This window comes from Variovorax sp. OK605, from assembly GCF_900115445.1.
GTDB lineage: Bacteria > Pseudomonadota > Gammaproteobacteria > Burkholderiales > Burkholderiaceae_C > Variovorax.
Genome location: NZ_FOWL01000018.1, coordinates 17571 through 37452, shown reverse-complemented (window position 1 = coordinate 37452; position 19882 = coordinate 17571). Strand labels below are relative to the sequence as shown.

Genomic DNA, 19882 nt, shown 5'->3' with positions numbered 1-19882 from the left:
TCGGTTCCTCAGCGGCCCAGGTAGACCTCGATCACGCGCTCGTCGGCCTGCACTTCGTCGAGCGTGCCTTGCGCCAGCACCGAGCCGTCGCACAGCACGGTGACGATCTCGGAGATGGTGCGGATGAAGCTCATGTCGTGCTCCACCACCATCAATGAATGCTTGCCCTTGAGCGTGAGGAACAGCTCGGCCGTGCGCGCCGTTTCCTCGTCGGTCATGCCGGCCACGGGCTCGTCGAGCAGCAGCAGCTTCGGGTCCTGCATGAGCAGCATGCCGATCTCGAGCCACTGCTTCTGGCCGTGGCTCAGGTTGCCCGCCAGGCGCGAGACGCTGTCGGCCAGGTGAATGGTTTGCAGCACCTCGGCCAGCCGGTCGCTCTGCGCGGAGTCGAGCCTGAACAGCATCGACGCGCGCACGCCCTTGTCGGTCTTCAGCGCGAGCTCGAGGTTCTCGAACACGGTGAGGTGCTCGAACACCGTCGGCTTCTGGAACTTGCGCCCGATGCCCAGCTGCGCGATGTCGGCCTCGCGGTGGCGCAGCAGGTCGATGGTGCTGCCGAAGAACACGGTGCCCGAGTCGGGCCGGGTCTTGCCGGTGATGATGTCCATCATGGTCGTCTTGCCCGCGCCGTTGGGCCCGATGATGCAGCGCAGCTCGCCGGGCGCGATGTCCAGCGAGAGCTTGTTGATCGCCTTGAAGCCGTCGAAGCTCACGCTCACGTCTTCCAGGTACAGGATGCGCCCGTGCGTGACGTCGACCTCACCCGGCGTGACATGCCGGCCGAAGTCGGCGGCGCGGCCGCCCGACTCGGTGCTGCCGCTGTCGTAGGGCATGCCGTGGGCACGCGCGGCGCGCTCGGCACCGGCTTCCATCAGGTCGGGCGTCATGCGCGTGCTCCCTTCACTTCGGCGCCCAGCGGCGCATGCAGCGTTTCCGGCGCCATGCCCTGCTCGGCGGCCAGGGAGCGCTGGGCTTCTTCCCGTGCGTCGCTCACGGCGGCCGCGCCAACCACGGGGGCCTTCTCCCTCGACAGCCACTTGCGCACCAGGCCCACGATGCCGTTCGGCAGGAACAGCGTGACAGCAATGAACAGAGCGCCCAGGAAGTACAGCCAGTACTCGGGGTAGGCCACGGTGAGCCAGCTCTTGGCGCCGTTGACGATGAAGGCGCCGATGATCGGCCCGATCAGCGTGGCGCGTCCGCCCACCGCCGCCCAGATGGCGATCTCGATGGAGTTGGCCGCGCTCATCTCGCCCGGGTTGATGATGCCCACCTGCGGCACGTACAGCGCGCCGGCCACGCCGCACATGACGGCGGAGATGACCCAGATCGTGAGCTTGTACGGCAGCGGGTTGTAGCCCGAGAACATCACGCGCGTTTCCGCGTCGCGGATGGCCTGCAGCACGCGGCCGAACTTGCTGCCGATGAGCCACTTGGCGAACAGGAAGAAGCCCAGCAGCGTGAGGCCCGTGAGCGCGAACAGCGTCATGCGCATCTCTTGCGTGGCAATGGGAATGTTCAGGATGCGCTTGAAGTCGGTGAAGCCGTTGTTGCCGCCGAAGCCTGTCTCGTTGCGGAAGAACAGCAGCATGGCCGCGAAGGTCATGGCCTGCGTGATGATCGAGAAGTACACGCCCTTGATGCGCGAGCGGAAGGCGAAGAAGCCGAACACGAAGGCGATGAGGCCGGGCACCGCAACAATCATCACCAGCGTCATGACGAAGCTGCCGCTGAAGGTCCAGTGCCAGGGCAATTCCTTCCAGTCGAGGAACACCATGAAGTCGGGCAGGTCGCTCTTGTAGTTGCCGTCGCGCCCGATCTGGCGCATGAGGTACATGCCCATCATGTAGCCGCCCAGCGCGAAGAACAGGCCGTGGCCCAGCGACAGGATGCCGGTGTAGCCCCAGATCAGGTCCATGGCCAGCGCGCAGATGGCGTAGCACATGATCTTGCCGACCAGCGCCACGGCGTAGTCGCTCATGTGCAGCGGGCTGTCGACCGGCACCACGATGTTGAGCACCGGCGCCACGGCGCACACGACGATCAATGCGACGAAGAAGGCCGTCCAGCCCTTGCCGCTCAGCAGCGGGCCCTTGGTTGGCAATGTGACCTTGCTCATGCCTCTGCACTCCGGCCCTTCATCGCGAAGATGCCTTGCGGGCGCTTCTGGATGAAGATGATGATGAAAACAAGCACCGCGATCTTCGCGAGCACCGCGCCCGCCCAGCCTTCGATGAACTTGTTGAGAATGCCCAGCCCCAGCGCCGCGTACACGGTGCCCGCGAGCTGGCCCACGCCGCCCATCACGACCACCATGAAGCTGTCGACGATGTAGCTCTGGCCCAGGTCGGGGCCGACGTTGCCGATCTGGCTCAGCGCGCAACCCGCGAGGCCCGCGATGCCGGAGCCGAGCGCGAAGGCGTAGGTGTCGATGCGCGCGGTGTTCACGCCCATGCACGAAGCAATCGGCCGGTTCTGCGTGACGCCGCGCACGAACAGGCCCAGCCGCGTGCGGCCGATGAGCCAGCCCATGGCCAGCAGCACCAGCACCGCGAACACGATGATGCCGATGCGGTTCCACGGCAGCGTGACGTTGCTCAGCATGGTGAAGCCGCCGCTCATCCAGCCGGGGTTTTCCACGCCGACGTTCTGCGCGCCGAAGATCGAGCGCACCAGCTGCTGCAGCATCAGGCTGATGCCCCAGGTGGCGAGCAGCGTCTCGAGCGGGCGGCCGTACAGGAAGCGGATCACGCCGCGCTCGAGCACGGCGCCGACCAGCGCCGACGCCAGGAACGACACGGGAATGGCGGCGACCAGGTACCAGCCGAACATCGACTCGGGAAAGTACCTCTGGAAGACGCCCTGCATCACGTAGGTGGCGTAAGCGCCGATCATCATCAGCTCGCCGTGCGCCATGTTGATGACGCCCATCAGCCCGTAGGTGATGGCCAGGCCGAGCGCGGCCAGCAGCAGCACCGAGCCCAGGCTGATGCCGCTGAACACGGCGTTGATGCGATCGCCCCAGACCAGCGCGCCGTCGATGCTGGCAACCGAGGCGACGATGGCCGCCTTCACGTCGGCGTCGGTCTCGTCGGCCAGCCGCTGGTTGAGCAGCAGCTTGGTGTCGGGGTTGCGGTTGTTGCCCAGTTCCCTGGCGGCCGTCAGGCGCTTGGCCTTGTCGGCGCTCGTGAGCATGCTGGCGGCGCGCACCAGTTCGAGCTGCGCCTTGATCTTCGGATTGGTCTCGGCGGCCAGCGCCTTCTCGACCATGGACACGCGAGATTCGTCGGGCTCCTTGAAGAGCGCCTGCGCGGCTTCGGCGCGCACCGCGTCGTCCTTGCTGGAGAGCTTGAGCGCGGCCTGCGCGGCATCGAGCGCGCCGCGCATGAGGTTGTTGTTGACGACGTCTTCGGCGGTGTCGGGCACTTTCAGCTCGGCGCCGGTGACGGGGTCGAAGCCCTTGTCGTCCTTCATCACGAAGACCTTGTCCTCGGCGTACTTGACCGCGTCGTCGGACATGGCCTGGATGAAGGCGGCGGTCTTGTCGTCGGCCGTGAGCACGGCCTTGTTGAGCGCGGCGATGCGGGCTTCGGACTCGCCGGAGGCGATGGCCCGGGCTTCGTCGGCGGTCAGCGCGTGGGCGGCCGATGCCATGAGCAGCATGGCGGCGAAGGCGCAGTGAAGGGTTCGTCGAAGCATGGTGAGATTCGTGTTGCCCCCTCTCCCCCGGCGGGGGGAGAGGGTTGGGGTGAGGGCCGGCGGCCGTCCAGCAAACACGGCGACCATATCGACCGCCGTTGCCCCCTCACCCCAGCCCTCTCCCCAAGGGGAGAGGGAGCAAGAGGGAGAGGATTTCCGAGAGTTACATCGACTTGCCAGCAGGCTGATCCGGCTTCTTGTCGTTGCCTTCGATGTACGGGCTCCACGGCTTGGCCTTCACCGGGCCCGGCGTCTTCCACACCACGTTGAACTGGCCGTCGGCCTTGATCTCGCCGATGAACACGCTCTTGTGCAGGTGGTGGTTCTTCTCGTCCATCTTCGACACGATGCCCGAGGGCGCCGTGAAGGTCTGGCCGGCCATGGCGGCGATCACCTTGTCGGTGTCGGTCGACTTGGCCTTCTCCACGGCCTGCTTCCACATGTGGATGCCGATCCAGGTGGCTTCCATCGGGTCGTTGGTGAGCGGCTTGTCCTTGTGGCCGGCGATGTTCTTCGCCTTGGCGTAGTCGCTCCACTGCTTGATGAAGGCCGTGTTGGTCGGGTTCTTGATCGACATGAAGTAGTTCCATGCGGCCAGGTGGCCCACCAGCGGCTTGGTGTCCACGCCGCGCAGTTCTTCCTCGCCCACCGAGAAGGCGACAACCGGCACGTCCTTGGCCTTCAGGCCGGCGTTGCCCAGTTCCTTGTAGAAGGGCACGTTGGAGTCGCCGTTGATGGTCGACACCACGGCCGTCTTGCCGCCGGCCGAGAACTTCTTGATGTCGGCGACGATGGTCTGGTAGTCGCTGTGACCGAAGGGGGTGTACTTCTCGTCGATGTCGGTGTCCTTCACGCCCTTGCTCTTCAGGTAGGCGCGCAGGATCTTGTTGGTGGTGCGGGGGTACACGTAGTCGGTGCCCAGCAGCACCCAGCGCTTGGCGCCGCCGCCCTCTTTGCTCATGAGGTAGTCGACGGCCGGAATGGCTTGCTGGTTGGGCGCGGCGCCCGTGTAGAACACGTTCTTGGAGAGCTCTTCACCTTCGTACTGCACGGGGTAGAACAGCAGGCCGTTCATTTCCTCGACCACCGGCAGCACCGACTTGCGCGACACCGAGGTCCAGCAGCCGAAGATCACCGAGACCTTGTCCTGGCCGAGCAGCTGCTTGGTCTTCTCGGCGAACAGGGGCCAGTTGGAGGCCGGGTCGACGATCACGGGCTCGAGCTGCTTGCCCAGCACGCCGCCCTTCTTGTTGATGTCTTCGATGGCCATGAGCACCGTGTCCTTCAACACGGTTTCCGAGATGGCCATCGTGCCCGACAGGGAGTGCAGCACGCCGACCTTGATGGTGTCGGCGGCGAATGCGGGGGCAGCAGAAATGCTGGCCAGCGCGACGGCGGCGGTGAGCGCCTTGAGTGTGAAACGACGTTGCATGTGGACTCCTGCTCCGGGGTGGGTTGAACGGGGTCGCCAGCGTCTGGCTGGCGTGGGGAGGAGTCTGCGCAACGCACCAGAAAGGTGAAATACGCCGGGTGGCGTACACGGAAGGTACTCAGCGGAACTTCACGGCGTGCCCGCACGCCGGCACATGTCTTCGAGGAAACCCGGCTCGAGCTCGTCGTTGTTGACCCTGGCGCCCTTCGCCCAGGTGCAGGCGGGTGCGAAGTCTTCCTTCAGGTAGTGGACGAACGCCATCTGGGCGCGGGCGTTGCGCGCGGTGAACGACACCTTGAGCGCCGTGTCCAGTTGCGCCAGGCTGTCGTCGAGCCGCTTCTGCGTCCACAGGAAACGGCCGTAGTCCACATGGGCCTCGGCGGCGACGCCCGGCCTGGACGTGGCGAGGCGGAAATACCGCTCCACCTCGGCCGGCGCGCCACCGCGCATGGACGTGACGAGGGCGAAGCCGTGGTACGCGTCCCCGTTCTCGGGGTCGAGCAGCCAGGCCTGGTTGAAGCGCGACATGGCCGTGCCGAGATCGCGGCGCGCCCAATAGCCCCAGCCCGCCTTGACCGCATGCCTGGATGCGTCGGCGCGCGAGAGCCCCTGCTTTTCGATGCCGGCAACGAATTTGTCGTCCGCGCTCTGCAACGCCGCGGCCTTCTCGGTGTCGCCGTACATCGGTTGCTGGTTGACCGGCAGCACGTCGGCGCAGGCCGCGCCCACGGTGAGCAGCAGCGCGGCTGCCAGGGTCGCAAGACGTTGCATTCGAAGTCCCTCCTGAAGGTTCTTGTGTAGGAACCGCGCAGGCTAGTGAGCGCGCGCAGCCGAGGGCCGGCCAATCAGGAAAGGATCGCTATTCGATACCCAAAGGACACCCCGACGCGACGCCGGTATCAGACGGGGTACTTTTTTGCGTTGAGAACCATCTTGCTTCTCGCCGCCTCGACCACGTCGATGCCGAGCTTGTCGGCCAGCTGGAGCAGGTAGAGGAACACGTCGGCGATCTCGGTGCCGATCTCGGCGCGCTTGTCGGCCGGCAGCGCGCGGCTCTGCGCCTCGGTGAGCCACTGGAAGTGCTCGAGCAGCTCGGCGGCCTCGACCGAGAGCGCCGCGGCGAGGTTCTTGGGGGAGTGGAACTGCTCCCAGTTGCGGGCCCGGGCGAAGTCGCGCAGGGCTTGAGTGAGCGAAGTCAGATCGGATTCCATGGCACACCTGTCGTTGGGGCGGCGAGTGTGGCACGGCCTTCTGGAAGAAGCCCAATCTGGGCATGCCCATGCCCAGATTGGGCAAGTCGTCAGGCCTGGACTGGCGCCGGCCGGCGGCCACGCCAATGGCGCAACGCGACGACCAGCGCCGCTTCGGCAACATGCTCGGCCAGGGCAATGCGGCCTTGGACGCGATCGCCGGCGCGGTGAGCTGTGCGTCGGAGGCGGCGTTCAGCAAGGCCTTCAAGCGCGAGAAAGGCATGGCGCCCGTTGCGTGGCGGGCCGCCGCGCGCGACGCGTCGCGGCATAGCGCCCCGTCTTCGGTTCCTCAGGCCTTGGCCGCCGCCTTGAACTGCGTGCTGGCAAAGGCCCATGCCATGCGCGTGGCGTCAGGGCCCTCGGGGTCGCTGAACAGCAGCTTGGCCGCGCCGCCGCTCCACGAGTGCCCGAGCCCCGCGATTTCGCACAGCGTGACCAGCGTGCGGCCCTTGCGCTTGAAGTCGGTCACCTGCATCGCGCGGCGCTTGCCGCGCTGCATGGCGCGCGGCATGCCGGGCCGCGCGCCGAGGGCCGTGGCCCACACGGCCGCGCTGCTGACGGCATTGCTCGGCGCCACCACGGCATCGGCGTCGCCGTGCAGAACCAGCATCGGCGGCAAGGTGGCGAAGACGGCCGCGGCGCCCATCGCCTTGCCGACCGCGGTGGTGGGCATGGGCGGCACGTTCTTGCCGCGCATGGCGCCGAGCGCGGTGGCCGACGACTTGGCCGCGCCGGGCGCCACGCCCGAATGCATGACGACGGCACGAAAGCGGTTCGGGTAGCGCGTGGCCAGCAAGGCAGCCATGCTGGCACCCGCCGACAGCCCCGCCACCGCCACGCGGTCGCGGTCGACGGGGTACAGCATGCAGGCCTGGTCGACCGCGGCCATCAGCGTCGCGGCCTCGGCGTCGGCCTTGCCGGAGCGGCGCTCGTACCAGTTCCAGCAGCCTTGGGGGTGGGCGAGCCTGTCCTGCTCGGGGTAGAGCACCAGGAAGCGCTGGCGCACGGCCAGCGCGTTCATGCGCGTGCTGGCCGCAAAGTCGCGCCCGGTCTGGCCGCAGCCGTGCAGCATGACCATGAGCGGCAGCTTCTCGCCGGGCGCGAGTTGCAGGTCGGCCGGGCGGAACAGGTGATAGCCCCGCGCGCCGCCGGCACCCACGGCCATGCCGCTGAGCCAGTCGCCCTTGCCGGGCGGCGGCTTGAGCCGCTTGGCCGCGGCGCGCTGCACCTGGCCCGCGATGCGCTTGCTGTTGCTCAGCGTGACCTTGGTCAGCGCGCGCAGGTTGCGCTGGTACGCGCGGGCGAAGACGGAAGCGGTGGAACGACGGGCCATGGCGCAGTTTGAAGGCAAAGCGCCGGGCGGCCTAACGACAAAGCAGCAGAACGGCGGCAAGCCCGCCGTTCGCGGCCTCAGTAGATTTCCGGAACGATCATGCTGGCCGGCACCGGCTGGCGCAGGTAGTCGGCATGGCGCTCGCGCTCGGGCAGCGCGATCGGCGGGTGCGGCACCTCGTTGTAGGGCATCTGGCCCAGCAGGTGGCTGATGCAGTTCAGGCGCGCCTTCTTCTTGTCGACGGCCTGCACCACCCACCACGGCGCCTCGGGGATGTGGGTGCGCTCGAGCATGATTTCCTTCGCCTTGGTGTATTCCTCCCAGCGGCGGCGGCTCTCGAGGTCCATGGGGCTGAGCTTCCACTGCTTCAGCGGGTCGTGGATGCGGCCCAGGAAGCGCATGTGCTGCTCGTCGTCGGTGATGGAGAACCAGTACTTGATGAGCTTGATGCCCGAGCGCACGAGCATCTTCTCGAACTCGGGCACGGTGCGGAAGAACTCCTCGTACTCGTCGTCGGTACAGAAGCCCATCACGCGCTCGACGCCGGCGCGGTTGTACCAGCTGCGGTCGAACAGCACCATCTCGCCGGCCGCCGGCAGGTGCGCGGCATAGCGCTGGAAGTACCACTGCGTGCGTTCGCGGTCGTTGGGCGCGGGCAGCGCGGCCACGCGGGCCACGCGCGGGTTCAGCCGCTGGGTGATGCGCTTGATGACGCCGCCCTTGCCGGCCGCGTCGCGGCCTTCGAAAAGAATGACCACCTTCTGCTTGCTGTGCTGCACCCAGTCCTGCAGCTTCACCAGCTCGCCCTGCAGGCGGAACAGTTCCTTGAAATACGCCTGGCGCGCCGCCTTCTCGGTGGCCAGGGTGGCCGCGGTGGTCGAGGGGTCGAGTCCGTCGATGTTGCGGTCTTCGATTTCCAGCTCGAGCTCTTCGTCGTAGCTGTCGATCAGGTCGCGGGCGATGCGTTGCATCAGTTCTTCGTGGTCCGGGAGGGCGCTGTTCAGCATGATGGAAGGCTCGAAAGTGAAGGCGAAGAAAAAAGCATGCTGCGCCGCCCATATGACGACGGCGTGACGGACAAACGCTCTTTTACAGGCCCCGACACAAAGTTGTCATATAGCCGGAACACCATCCGCGGCATACCAACAGCTTAAAAAACCGCCGCCATGAACACCCTCGCAGCCCCCAAAGCCGAGATGCCGCAGGCGCCCGGCGCCGCGCACCGGCCCAAGCTCGACGCCAAGCCCGGTCCGCTCACGCTGATCACCTTCGTGGGCCTGTTGGCCGCGGGGCTGCTGTTCACCGCATGGAGCCTGGTCGGCGACGTCAGCTCCTCGGGCGCGCCCACCAACACGTGGGTGCCCTACATCCTGCTGGGCGTGGCGCTGCTGATTGCGCTGGGCTTCGAGTTCGTCAACGGCTTCCACGACACGGCCAACGCGGTGGCCACCGTCATCTACACGCACTCGCTGCCGCCCAACTTCGCGGTGGTGTGGTCGGGCTTCTTCAACTTCCTGGGCGTGCTGGTCTCCAGCGGCGCGGTGGCCTTCGGCATCATCGCGCTGCTGCCGGTGGAGCTGATCCTGCAGGTGGGTTCGGGCGCGGGCTTCGCGATGGTGTTCGCGCTGCTGATCGCCGCCATCATCTGGAACCTGGGGACGTGGTGGCTGGGGCTGCCGGCGTCGTCGTCGCACACGCTGATCGGCTCGATCATCGGCGTGGGCGTGGCGAATGCGCTGATGCATGGCCGCGACGGCACCAGCGGTGTCGACTGGGCCCAGGCCACCAAGGTGGGCTACTCGCTGCTGCTGTCGCCGATGGTCGGCTTCGGCTGCGCGGCCTTGCTGCTGCTGGCGCTGCGCGCCTTCGTGAAGAACCGCGCGCTGTATGAGGAACCCAAGGGCAGCGAGCCGCCGCCGCTGTGGATCCGCGGCCTGCTGATCCTGACGTGCACGGGCGTGTCGTTCGCGCACGGTTCCAACGACGGCCAGAAGGGCATGGGCCTGATCATGCTGATCCTGGTGGGCACGGTGCCGATGGCCTATGCGCTGAACCGCGCGATGCCCGCCGACGAAACCGTCAAGTTCGTGGCCGTGGCCGAGATGGCGCAGAACGCGCTGACCCGCAGCGTGTCCACGTCGCTGCCCGCCCTGCAGCCTGACGCCGTGCGCGACACGCTCTCCACCTATGTGCGCACCCGCGAGTTCACCCCCGCCGTGGTGCCCGCGCTGGCCGCCACGGCCGGCAGCATCGGCGAGCAGGTGCGCAAGCACGGCTCGCTGGCCGCGGTGCCGGCCGAATCCGTGGCCAACGTGCGCAACGACATGTACCTGGCTTCCGAGGCCATTCGCCACCTCGACAAGAGCGGCGCCGCCAAGTTCGACGCCGACACCAGGATGCGCGTGGGCGCCTTCCGCGAAGAGCTGGACAGCGCCACGCGCTTCATCCCGATGTGGGTCAAGGTGGCGGTGGCCATTGCGCTGGGCCTGGGCACCATGATCGGCTGGAAGCGCATCGTGGTCACCGTGGGCGAGAAGATCGGCAAGACGCACCTGAGCTACGCGCAGGGCGCCTCGGCCGAGGTGGTGGCCATGATCACCATCGGCGCGGCCGACATGTACGGCCTGCCGGTGTCGACCACGCACGTGCTGTCTTCCGGCGTGGCCGGCACCATGACGGCCAGCGGCTCGGGGCTGCAGATGTCCACGCTGCGCAACCTCGCGCTGGCCTGGGTGCTGACGCTGCCGGTGGCCATGCTGCTGTCGGGCTCGCTCTACTGGCTTTTCACCCGCATTTTCTGAATCACGCACCTTGTCGTCGGCATTCCATGATCTCTCCGCCCAGTCGTACGGCGGCGACGAAGCCGGGCTGATCTCCGGCTACCTGTTCGACGCCACGGCGCCGGAGCCCGCGCGCGCCATCGACTCGGCGCAGGCCGCCGTCTGGCTGGCCGAGCAACGCGACATCGAGTGCACCGCGGACAGCCCCGCCTACGTCTGGCTGCACTTCAACCTGAGCCACGCGCACGCGGAGCGCTGGCTGCTGCGGCACGCGAACCTGTCGGACACCTTCTACGAGACGCTGCACGAGGGCCTGCCCTCCACGCGCATCGAGCGCGCGGACGACTCGCTGATCGCCGTCATCAACGACGTGCACTTCGAGTTCAGCTTCGAGCCCTCGGACATTTCCACGCTGTGGATCAGCGTGGGCCCGCGCCTGGTGGTCACGGCGCGCACCAAGCCGCTGCGCTCGGTCGACGCGCTGCGCACCGCGGTGAAGGCCGGCGACGCGCCGCGCTCGAGCACCGAACTGCTGGAGCACCTGCTGCGCGCGCAGGCCGACGTGCTGGTGAAGATCGTGCGCGGCGTCACCTCGCGCATCGACCGCATCGAGGACGAACTGCTGGCCGGGCGGCTGGACCACAAGCGCGCGCGCCTGGGCGTGCTGCGCCGGCTGCTGGTGCGGCTGCAGCGCCTGCTGGCGCCCGAGCCGGCCGCGCTGTTCCGCCTGCTGCAGGGCCCGCCGGCATGGATGGCCGAGCCCGACGTGCAGGAGCTGCGCGGCTCGACGGAAGAGTTCTCGGTGGTGCTGCGCGACATGCAGGCGCTGCAGGAGCGCATCAAGCTGCTGCAGGAAGAAATTGCCGCCAACGTCAACGAGGACAACAACCGCAGCCTGTTCGTGCTGACGGTGGTCACGGTGCTGGCGCTGCCGATCAACATCCTGGCCGGCCTGTTCGGCATGAACGTGGGCGGCATTCCGCTGGCCGACCACAAGCACGGCTTCTGGATCGTGGTGGCGATCGTCGCCAGCTTCACCGCGGTGGCGGCCTGGGCGGCTTTTCGCAAGAAGCGCTGAGCCGCGTCCAGCGGTGCAGTAATGCTATTTATTTAGTAGCGCATTGCACAGCATCCACGCGCCCGCATCGATGTTCCAGACCCCATAGAATGCAGGGGTGTCCTCCATCCTCAATGCCGATCTTCACTGCCACTCCGTGGTCTCCGACGGCACGCTGACGCCCGAAGAACTGGCCGCGCGCGCGGCCACCAACGGGGTCGAGCTCTGGGCGCTCACCGACCACGACGAAGTCGGCGGACAGCACCGCGCCGCTGCCGCGGCCCGCGCCAACGGCATGCGCTACCTCACCGGCACCGAGATCTCGGTGACCTTCGCGAACGAAACCGTGCACATCGTCGGCCTGGGCTTCGACCCCGACGACGCGGCCATCTCGCAGGGCCTGTACGACACGCGCGGCGGCCGCGGCAAGCGCGCGCAGGAAATGTCCGAGGGGCTGGCCAAGGTCGGCATCCACGGCGCCTACGAAGGCGCGCTGCGCTTCGTGGGCAACCCCGAACTCATCTCTCGGACGCACTTCGCGCGCTTTCTCGTCGAGCAGGGCCACTGCCGCGACACGCCCGAGGTGTTCCGCAAGTTCCTCACCGAAGGCAAGCCCGGCTACGTGCCGCACCGCTGGGCCACGCTGAAGGACGCCGTCAGCTGGATCACCGGCGCCAAGGGCATGGCGGTGATCGCGCACCCCGGCCGCTACAAGTTCACGGCCAACGAGGAATACGCGCTGTTCCTCGAATTCAAGGCGCACGGCGGCCAGGCGATCGAGGTCGTCACTGGCAGCCACACGCCGGCCGAATATGTCGAATACGCCGACAAGGCGCTCGAGTTCGATTTCGCCGCCTCGCGCGGCAGCGATTTCCACAGCCCCGACGAGAGCCATTGCGATCTCGGCAAGTTGCCACCATTGCCCGGCGCACTCACGCCGGTGTGGGAACTGCTCGGCGACCGCATCCAGCAGTGAGCCAGAGCCCCGGGCCCGGCACCGACAACGCGGCCGCCGCCGCGCTGGCCAATGCACGCGCCCAGGCGCAAAAAAGCATCAGCGCCGAGTCCGAGCGCATCCTGGCCGGCATCGGCCTCGTGGTGCTGGCCGTGGGCTGCTTCGCCACGCTCGACACCGCCACCAAGTACTCCACGCTGGGCGTGCCCATTCTCATGGGCGTGTGGTTCCGCTATGCCTTCCAGGCGGTGGCCACCACGCTGGTGCTGCTGCCGCTGCACGGCACCGCGCTGCTGCGCACGCGGCATCCGCGCTACCAGGTGCTGCGCGGGGCGCTGCTGCTGGCCTCCAGCGTCTTCGCGTTCCTGAGCCTGCGCTACATGCCGCTGGCCGAGTTCACCTCGATCGTGCTGATCGCGCCGCTGGTCATCACGCTGCTGGCGGCCACCACACTGAAGGAGCATGTGTCGCCGTTGCGCTGGTCGCTGGTGGCGGGCGGCTTCCTGGGCACGCTGGTCATCCTGCGCCCGGGCGGCAGCGCCTTCAGCTGGGCCATTCTTCTGCCGCTGGGGCTGGTGCTGACCAACGCGTGGTTCCAGGTGCTCACCAGCAAGCTGGCGCAGACCGAGAACCCGCTGACCATGCACTTCTACACGGGCTGGGTCGGCACGCTGATCGCCTCGGTGGCCGTGCCCTTCGTGTGGACCGCCCTGCCCTCGTGGGAATGGTGGGCGCTGCTGTGCCTCATGGGTTTCATGGGAACGGTGGGACACTTCATGCTGATCCTGGCCTACCAGCGCGCGCCGGCGTCCACGCTCACCCCTTATCTTTATGCGCAGATCGCGTTCGCCATGCTCGGCGGCTGGCTCATCTTTTCCCATGTGCCCGACCGCTTCTCGCTCATCGGCATGGCGATGATCGCGGTCTGCGGCGCGGCGGGCGCGTGGCTCACGGTGCGCGAGCGCCGCGTGCCGATCGAACCTGCCGAATCCTGAACCGGAGACCTCTTTCATGGCCCAGTACTTCGAAGTCCATCCCGAGAACCCGCAGCAGCGCCTGCTGAAGCAGGCCGTCACGCTGCTGGAGCGCGGCGAGATCGTGGCCGTGCCCACGGACTCCAGCTACGCCCTGGCGTGCCACCTCGACGACAAGGACGCGGTCGACCAGCTGCGCCGCATCCGCCAGGTCGACGACAAGCACCACCTCACGCTGCTGTGCCGCGACCTGAGCGAGCTCGCCAACTACGCGCGCGTCGACAACAAGCAGTACCGCCTGCTGAAGGCGGCCACGCCGGGCCCATACACCTTTTTGCTCGAAGCCACCAAGGAAGTGCCGCGCCGCGTGAGCCATCCGCAGCGCAAGACCATCGGCCTGCGCGTGCCCGACCACAAGGTGCTGCTGGAGCTGCTGGCGCTGCACGGCGCGCCGCTGTTGGCCACCACCTTGATCCCGCCCGGCGAGACCGAGGCGCTGAACGATGCGCAGACCATTCGCGAGCGCTTCGAGAAGCAGATTGCCGCCGTCATCGACGCCGGCGCCTGCCCGTCGCAGCCCACCACGGTGGTCGACCTGACGCCCATGGGCAGCGGCGACGACCCGGTCGTGGTGCGCCAGGGGCGTGGTGCGCTGGCCGTGTTGGGCCTGTGAAATCGGGCCGATATCAACTCCCTGTCTGACACAATCGCCCGGTGGATATTTCCAATCTGATACAGACCGTACTGATCTACGCACTGCCCGTGATCTTCGCGATCACGGTGCACGAGGCGGCGCACGGCTATGTGGCGCGCCATTTCGGCGACAACACGGCCGAGGTCATGGGGCGCGTCACCCTCAACCCGATGAAGCACATCGACCCCATCGGGACCATCCTGATGCCGCTGATGCTGTACTTCGCAACCTCGGGCGCATTCCTTTTCGGCTATGCCAAGCCGGTGCCGGTGAACTTCGGGCGGCTGCGCCATCCGAAGCGCGACATGATCTGGGTCGCGCTGGCCGGACCGGTGTCCAACTTCATCCAGGCGATTCTTTGGGCGCTGGTGCTCATCGCGCTGGTCGCGGCGGGCATCAATGAAACCTTTTTCATCAAGATGGCGCAAGGCGGCATCCTGGTCAACCTCGTGATGTGGGCCTTCAACCTGTTCCCGCTGCCCCCGCTGGACGGCGGCCGCGTGCTCGCGGGCCTGCTGCCCAGCGGCCAGGCGCAGATGTTCCTGGCGCGCATCGAGCCTTACGGCTTCTTCATCGTGATGGGCCTCGTCATCGCGGGTGTCGTCAGCAACTACTGGCTGCGCCCGTTGATGGACGTGGGCTACTACGTCATCAACCTGATCATCACGCCGCTCAAGGCCTTGCTGTTCTAAGTTCTGTTCCGTTCCATGGTTTCGTCCCCCCAAGCTCCCCTGCGCGTCCTGACCGGCATCACCCCGTCGGGCACGCCGCACCTCGGCAACTACGTCGGCTCGATCCGCCACTCGGTGCGGCAAAGCGTCGCGCCCGGTGTGCAGAGCTTCTTCTTCCTGGCCGACTACCACGCGCTCATCAAGGTGCAGCAGCCGGCGCTCATCCAGCGCTCCACCCTCGAGATCGCCGCCAGCTGGCTGGCCTGCGGCCTCGACCCCGAGCACGTCACCTTCTACCGCCAGTCGGACATCCCCGAGATCCCCGAGCTGACCTGGTTCCTCACCTGCGTCACCGGCAAGGGCGTGCTCAACCGCGCGCATGCCTACAAGGCGCAGCTCGACAAGAACGTGGCCAAGGGCGAGGACCCCGACGCCGACGTGACGGCCGGCCTCTTCATGTACCCCGTGCTCATGGGCGCGGACATCTTGATGTTCAACGCGCACAAGGTGCCCGTGGGCCGCGACCAGGTGCAGCACATCGAGATGGCGCGCGACATGGCGCAGCGCTTCAACCACCAGTACGGCGAGCACTTCACGCTGCCCGACGCCGAGATCGACGACGCTGTTGCCACCCTGCCCGGCCTCGACGGCCGCAAGATGAGCAAGAGCTACGGCAACACGATCCCGCTGTTCGCGCCGCGCGCGTACCTGCGCAAGCAGATCACCAGCATCGTGACCGACTCGCGCGCGCCCGGCGAGCCCAAGGACACCGAAGGCTCCGCGCTGTTCCAGATCTACCAGGCCTTTGCCGATGCCGACGAGACCGACATGCTGCGCAAGGCCTACGCCGACGGCATCGGCTGGGGCGACGCCAAGCAGCTGCTGTTCGAGCGCATCGACCTCGAAGTGGCCCCGCTGCGCGCACGCTACGACGAGCTGATCGCCAACCCGGCCGAGATCGAGCGCCTGTTGCTCATCGGCGCCGAGAAGGCCCGCGCGCTTTCGCAGCCGTTCATGACCAGCCTGCGCCACGCCGTGGGCCTGCGCAACCTGGCGGCCGGCAAGGACAAGGGCGGCGCCAAGGCGGCCAGGGTCGCGAAGCCCAGCTTCAAGCAATACCGCGAGAAGGCCGACGGCCTCTTCTATTTCAAGCTGTTGGATGCGCGCGGCGAAACCCTGCTGCAGAGCCATGGATTCACATCGCCGCAGGAAGCGGGCCGTACCATCGCGGTCTTGCAGGCGCAGCGCGGCGAGGCACTGGCTTCGCTGGCCGAGCAGCTGGAACCCATCGACACAGAAGGAACACGCGCTGTCACCGAGGCGCTGGAGGCACTGGCCGAGGCAACGTCCGCAAACCAAGGGAGTTGATCCGGCAACGCCCGCCGGCTTGTTGGCCGGTGAGCTGGAGAAAAGAGAGAAGACGGTGCGATCACAAAGGAAGAAAACATGAGCATTTATGTCATCGACGACCACCCCCTGATGCGCGACGCGATCGTGATGGTCCTGCGGCGCCTGCGCCCGGCCGAGAACATCGTCGAGCTCGAGCGCCTGGACAAGCTTGCGGGCTCGGTTCAGCAGCGTGGCGCCCCCACCCTCTTCTGCCTGGACCTGAAGCTCCCGGACACCAATGGCGTGTCGGGCGTGATCGCGGTCAAGCAGGTCTACCCGAACGTGCCGATCGCGGTGTATTCGGCGGCACCGGCGGCGGACATGGAAGACGCCTGCATCGAGGCGGGTGCCGACACCTACATCGAGAAGTCGGCCAGCTCCAACGAGCTGGCGGCCGCCCTGCGCGGCCTGCTGATGGCCGGCTCGGAAGACGAGACCGACGAGATGCCGGCCGCCAACAGCGGCAAGCTGTCCAAGCGCCAGACGCAGCTGATCGCCATGCTCGACAAGGGCATGAGCAACCGCGACATCGCCACCGACCTGGAGATCAGCGAACACACGGTGAAGGTTCACCTGTGGCGCCTGTTCCGCCGGCTGGGGGTGAAGAGCCGCACGCAGGCGCTGCATTACGCGCGTACGAACGGGCTGCTGTCGGGTTGAAGGGGAAGGCTGGCTGCTACGGCAGCGCCTTCTTCTCGATTCCGGAAAAAAGAACCGCGCCCTTGGGCGCGGTTTTTTGCTTTCAGGCGCGCCAACGAAAGGTTGGCGCGCGAGACAGGCTCAGTTGGCCTTTCTCCTGTAAGCCACCTGATGAGATACCGCGATGTCATACAACGCCTGATTGCCGGTAAACGACGGGTAGGCCCCCGCATTGAGTTCGATCTCGACGGTGTCGGAGAAGTCTGCGGTGAATTTCTTCGAGTACACGTTGAAGTTAGAACTCGACGTGCCGCTGTTGTAGCCCGACACATCGATCTTCACAGTGGTTTCGACAACGGCCTCCCAGCCTTGCGGCGCATTTTGCGGAGCCACCGAACCGACGATACGGTAACTGGCCTTGGGGCCTGGGCCAACTTGAGTGGACATGCTGTATCCGCGAACCGCGTAGTCCAGCGAGAACCCGGCAGACTTTCCAATCGGTGTAGGCGCGATTCCCGCGAGATTCGTCGAAGCCTCATAGCTGATGCCAACGGGCATCGGGACAGTGCCGGAAGGAAACGTACCGGCCGTAAAGTTCGTGTGAAGACCTAGCAACCCAGAAGCCACGCCCGATCCGGAGAATGGCAGCGAGCCGGAAATGCGAGTGTTGTTGACGAAATCTGCGGGAAGCCCAGTCAATGCGTGGCAAGTCTGCGCATTCAGATTGGGAGACCAGAAATCGGCAAGGTACGTGTCAGGCCGAGCCGCATCGCACGAGTCATACCTTCCGAGTCGACCTGGATCTGGTGTCGCAGTCGTCTCGACAATCGCAAACTTCAACACAGGCCCCGTGGACGCCGGCACCACGGCCGAGATGGTGCTGTCCACCGGATCGCTGTCCTTCTCCCCGTCGTTCACGATCAGGCGCACCACATAGTCGCCGGCAATGTCCAGCAAGAAGAACGGCTTTGCGCTGCCCGAATCCATGAGCACCGCCGTACTCGACATGGGCCTGGACTTGAGCTCCCAACGGTACGTCCGCGTCTTTCCGCTTGCCGAGATGCTTGCACTGCCATCGAGTGCGAACACCTGCCCCAGTGTCCCGCTCGAAGCCTTCGGCAACACGGCAACTGGCCCTGAGCCAGCGACCGGCTCGGATGGCGCAACCGCAGGAGGAGTCGGCATCGGGAACGGAAAGCCTCCGCCCGATCCACCACCCCCGCCACCACCACATGCACTCAACAACGCAAGCGCGGCGCTTCCCGCCAGGACGTACTTGAACTGACCAGTCATATCTATTGATCCCCCACCCGAATAGAAATAGTCTCCAGCTCACAGAATCGTGGTTCTGGAGGCATCGCAAGATGCGGGAAGATCGTAGACGGCGTTACTGAAGGTTTCCTAAACGCCCCTTCGGAAACCGGGGTCGTCCGGACGTGCGAAGGCGAGTGCCAATGCCAGCGACCGGCGGCCGGCGGCCGGCGCGCGCAACGATCCATATCGCGCTATGGAGCGCCGCGCTCAGCCGCCGGAGGCCGTCACACGCGCCTGCGCCACCGCCTCGTCCGCATCGTGCAGCGCCACGCGGAACACGCTGCCGCTGCCCAGGCGCGAACGCACGCTGACCGGGTGCCCCAGCACGTGCGACAGCCGCGCCACGATGGCCAGGCCCAGGCCGAAGCCGTCGGAGGTGCCGGCATGGTCGGCCACCTTGTAGAACTCCAGGAACACGTCGCGCAGGTGCTCCGGCGCAATGCCGATGCCGGTGTCCCACACCTCCACGCGCAGGCCTTCGTGCGTCTTGCGCGCGGCCAGCAGCACGCCGCCCTCGGTCGTGTACTTGATGGCGTTGGCCAGCAGGTTGCCGATCATGCGGCGCACGCGGATCGGGTCGGTCAGGAACGAGCCCTCGCACACGTGCACGCGGAAGTCCAGGCCGCGGCTCTCGGCCACCGGGCGGTATTGCAGCTCGAGGTCGTGCAGCAGCTCGGGCACGTCCACGCGCTCCACGTGCAAGCGCACCTGGCCCGAGTCGATGCGCGCCAGGTCGAACATGGAGTCGAACAGCGCGTTCACCGCGTGCGTGGCGCGCACGATCTTCGGCGCGAGCTCGAGCACCAGCTCGGGCTCGTTGCGCAGCCAGTCGGCGTACAGCGACAGCGCCAGCACCGGCTGGCGCATGTCGTGCGCCGCGCTCGCCAGGAAGCGGTTCTTCATGGCCACGGCCGACACCGCCGCCTGCCGCTGCTGGGTGAGCGACTTGATCAGGATGTGGTTGTGGAACAGCAGCTCCAGGCTGTTGCGCGCCGTCTCGTGAACGTGCCGCCCGGCCCGCAGCAGCAGGAACCAGTGCAGGATCGGCAGCATGGGCATCAGGTAGCCGTACTGGAACTGCGGGTGCTGCAGCGTCAGGCTCACCAGCCGCAGCACCACCGCGCCGAGCATCGTGATGAACAGCGTGTTGACGTAGCGCTTGAGCAGCGGCGGGTGCAGCGCCAGCCCGTTGAGCGGAAAGGTGCCCACGCCGGCCACGATGAGCCAGCTCATGAACTGGTTCACCTGCGGCGAGCGCTCGAAGAACAGCAGCACCGAGAAGCCCCACACCACCGCGCTGGTGCTCCACACGAAGCCGTAGCGCTCGGTGAACTGCTGCTGCGCCGCGGCGCTGCGTCCGGCGTAGCGCACCGCGTACACGCGCGCGCCCCAGGCGCGGCAGGCGGTGGCGATGATGCCGGCCACCAGCCAGGTCAGCAGTTCCCACTTGGGCACGTAGCCCCAGTTCAGGCCCACCATGGCCGGCATGAGCGCCGCCGACACGAAGTAGGAGCCGCGCGCGGAGCGCATCAGGCTGCGGATGAGTTCGCCGCGCACCCACGATTCGGCCTCGTCGGCCGAGGCCGGGGCGGGGGTCATGCTGGCGATCGACGCATTGGCCATAGGGCGCACGATCCTTGTTGATCCGGCGACAGAGAAAGCTCCCGGGTCCTCTCTTCCTCGGCGCGGGAGCGC

Annotated in this window: 18 protein-coding genes; 8 read left to right on the top strand and 10 right to left on the bottom strand. The window is 66.8% G+C overall.

Translation table 11 applies throughout. From position 1 onward, the window contains the following. Window positions 1-8: 8 nt before the first annotated feature. The 8 genes from urtD to ppk2 all read right to left on the bottom strand — a co-directional run bounded on the left by urtD (window position 9) and on the right by ppk2 (window position 8721). Complete coding sequence (urtD, locus tag BM013_RS32800; RefSeq protein ID WP_093132965.1) at window positions 9-887, bottom strand: urea ABC transporter ATP-binding protein UrtD; 879 nt, start codon at window positions 885-887, stop codon at window positions 9-11. Further along, window positions 884-2119 carry an urea ABC transporter permease subunit UrtC gene (urtC, locus tag BM013_RS32795; protein WP_093132963.1) on the bottom strand — a complete coding sequence of 412 codons (1236 nt, stop codon included), beginning with the start codon at window positions 2117-2119 and terminating at the stop codon, window positions 884-886. Before urtC ends, urtD begins: the two co-directional genes overlap by 4 nt. Beyond that, window positions 2116-3663: an urea ABC transporter permease subunit UrtB gene (gene urtB, locus BM013_RS32790; protein ID WP_093132961.1), complete on the bottom strand. Its 1548-nt coding sequence runs from the start codon at window positions 3661-3663 to the stop codon at window positions 2116-2118. The genes urtC and urtB overlap by 4 nt, the downstream gene beginning before the upstream one ends. 199 nt (window positions 3664-3862) lie before the next feature. Beyond that, on the bottom strand, window positions 3863-5131 hold the full coding sequence (gene urtA, locus BM013_RS32785) for an urea ABC transporter substrate-binding protein (RefSeq protein WP_093132959.1): 1269 nt from the start codon (window positions 5129-5131) through the stop codon (window positions 3863-3865). Between the two features lie 129 nt (window positions 5132-5260). Continuing rightward, window positions 5261-5902, bottom strand: coding sequence for a hypothetical protein (locus BM013_RS32780; protein WP_093132957.1), 642 nt, complete (start codon window positions 5900-5902; stop codon window positions 5261-5263). Window positions 5903-6030: 128 nt separating this feature from the next. Beyond that, the gene (locus tag BM013_RS32775; RefSeq protein WP_093132955.1) at window positions 6031-6342 is read right to left on the bottom strand and encodes a nucleotide pyrophosphohydrolase; all 312 of its coding nucleotides are present in this window, start codon (window positions 6340-6342) and stop codon (window positions 6031-6033) included. Between the two features lie 328 nt (window positions 6343-6670). Further along, on the bottom strand, window positions 6671-7714 hold the full coding sequence (locus tag BM013_RS32770) for an extracellular catalytic domain type 1 short-chain-length polyhydroxyalkanoate depolymerase (protein ID WP_093132953.1): 1044 nt from the start codon (window positions 7712-7714) through the stop codon (window positions 6671-6673). A 77-nt stretch (window positions 7715-7791) separates the two neighbouring features. Then, the gene (gene ppk2, locus BM013_RS32765) at window positions 7792-8721 is read right to left on the bottom strand and encodes a polyphosphate kinase 2 (protein WP_177206771.1); all 930 of its coding nucleotides are present in this window, start codon (window positions 8719-8721) and stop codon (window positions 7792-7794) included. 159 nt (window positions 8722-8880) lie between these two features. Here ppk2 and BM013_RS32760 point away from each other — a divergent pair, with 159 nt between their 5' ends. The 8 genes from BM013_RS32760 to BM013_RS32725 all read left to right on the top strand — a co-directional run bounded on the left by BM013_RS32760 (window position 8881) and on the right by BM013_RS32725 (window position 16894). Next, window positions 8881-10515: an inorganic phosphate transporter gene (locus tag BM013_RS32760; RefSeq protein WP_093132949.1), complete on the top strand. Its 1635-nt coding sequence runs from the start codon at window positions 8881-8883 to the stop codon at window positions 10513-10515. 10 nt (window positions 10516-10525) lie between these two features. Beyond that, window positions 10526-11572 carry a transporter gene (locus BM013_RS32755; RefSeq protein ID WP_093132947.1) on the top strand — a complete coding sequence of 349 codons (1047 nt, stop codon included), beginning with the start codon at window positions 10526-10528 and terminating at the stop codon, window positions 11570-11572. A 97-nt stretch (window positions 11573-11669) separates the two neighbouring features. Beyond that, on the top strand, window positions 11670-12527 hold the full coding sequence (locus BM013_RS32750; RefSeq protein WP_093132945.1) for a 3',5'-nucleoside bisphosphate phosphatase: 858 nt from the start codon (window positions 11670-11672) through the stop codon (window positions 12525-12527). Beyond that, entirely contained in the window at window positions 12524-13501 is a 978-nt protein-coding gene (locus tag BM013_RS32745; protein WP_093132944.1) for a DMT family transporter, read from the top strand. The genes BM013_RS32750 and BM013_RS32745 overlap by 4 nt, the downstream gene beginning before the upstream one ends. A gap of 16 nt (window positions 13502-13517) precedes the next feature. Further along, window positions 13518-14153 (top strand): L-threonylcarbamoyladenylate synthase, encoded by a 636-nt coding sequence (locus BM013_RS32740; protein ID WP_093132942.1) that lies wholly within the window; start codon window positions 13518-13520, stop codon window positions 14151-14153. A 41-nt stretch (window positions 14154-14194) separates the two neighbouring features. Beyond that, window positions 14195-14866, top strand: coding sequence for a site-2 protease family protein (locus tag BM013_RS32735; protein ID WP_093132940.1), 672 nt, complete (start codon window positions 14195-14197; stop codon window positions 14864-14866). 15 nt (window positions 14867-14881) lie between these two features. After that, entirely contained in the window at window positions 14882-16213 is a 1332-nt protein-coding gene (locus tag BM013_RS32730) for a tryptophan--tRNA ligase (RefSeq protein WP_093132938.1), read from the top strand. Window positions 16214-16291: 78 nt separating this feature from the next. Further along, window positions 16292-16894 (top strand): LuxR C-terminal-related transcriptional regulator, encoded by a 603-nt coding sequence (locus tag BM013_RS32725; protein ID WP_093132936.1) that lies wholly within the window; start codon window positions 16292-16294, stop codon window positions 16892-16894. A gap of 120 nt (window positions 16895-17014) precedes the next feature. On the opposite strand, the gene BM013_RS32720 is transcribed toward BM013_RS32725, so the two are convergent. Together BM013_RS32720 and BM013_RS32715 are read right to left on the bottom strand one after the other, a co-directional pair. Beyond that, a complete protein-coding gene (locus BM013_RS32720; RefSeq protein ID WP_143098435.1) occupies window positions 17015-17860 on the bottom strand; it encodes a hypothetical protein in 846 nt (281 codons plus the stop codon). A gap of 534 nt (window positions 17861-18394) precedes the next feature. After that, window positions 18395-19786 (bottom strand): surface-behavior sensor histidine kinase ShkS, encoded by a 1392-nt coding sequence (locus BM013_RS32715; protein WP_256221812.1) that lies wholly within the window; start codon window positions 19784-19786, stop codon window positions 18395-18397. Between the last annotated feature and the right edge of the window lie 96 nt (window positions 19787-19882).

Bases quoted from the DNA above. Each gene is read 5' to 3' on its own strand.
- BM013_RS32730 (WP_093132938.1), top strand. From the start codon at position 14,882: ATGGTTTCGTCCCCCCAAGCTCCCCTGCGCGTCCTGACCGGCATCACC.
- BM013_RS32760 (WP_093132949.1), top strand. From the start codon at position 8,881: ATGAACACCCTCGCAGCCCCCAAAGCCGAGATGCCGCAGGCGCCCGGC.
- BM013_RS32725 (WP_093132936.1), top strand. From the start codon at position 16,292: ATGAGCATTTATGTCATCGACGACCACCCCCTGATGCGCGACGCGATC.
- urtD (WP_093132965.1), bottom strand. From the start codon at position 887: ATGACGCCCGACCTGATGGAAGCCGGTGCCGAGCGCGCCGCGCGTGCC.
- urtB (WP_093132961.1), bottom strand. From the start codon at position 3,663: ATGCTGCTCATGGCATCGGCCGCCCACGCGCTGACCGCCGACGAAGCC.
- ppk2 (WP_177206771.1), bottom strand. From the start codon at position 8,721: ATGCTGAACAGCGCCCTCCCGGACCACGAAGAACTGATGCAACGCATC.
- BM013_RS32715 (WP_256221812.1), bottom strand. From the start codon at position 19,786: ATGACCCCCGCCCCGGCCTCGGCCGACGAGGCCGAATCGTGGGTGCGC.
- urtA (WP_093132959.1), bottom strand. From the start codon at position 5,131: ATGCAACGTCGTTTCACACTCAAGGCGCTCACCGCCGCCGTCGCGCTG.
- BM013_RS32740 (WP_093132942.1), top strand. From the start codon at position 13,518: ATGGCCCAGTACTTCGAAGTCCATCCCGAGAACCCGCAGCAGCGCCTG.
- BM013_RS32770 (WP_093132953.1), bottom strand. From the start codon at position 7,714: ATGGCCCGTCGTTCCACCGCTTCCGTCTTCGCCCGCGCGTACCAGCGC.
- BM013_RS32780 (WP_093132957.1), bottom strand. From the start codon at position 5,902: ATGCAACGTCTTGCGACCCTGGCAGCCGCGCTGCTGCTCACCGTGGGC.
- BM013_RS32775 (WP_093132955.1), bottom strand. From the start codon at position 6,342: ATGGAATCCGATCTGACTTCGCTCACTCAAGCCCTGCGCGACTTCGCC.
- urtC (WP_093132963.1), bottom strand. From the start codon at position 2,119: ATGAGCAAGGTCACATTGCCAACCAAGGGCCCGCTGCTGAGCGGCAAG.
- BM013_RS32720 (WP_143098435.1), bottom strand. From the start codon at position 17,860: ATGGATTCGGGCAGCGCAAAGCCGTTCTTCTTGCTGGACATTGCCGGC.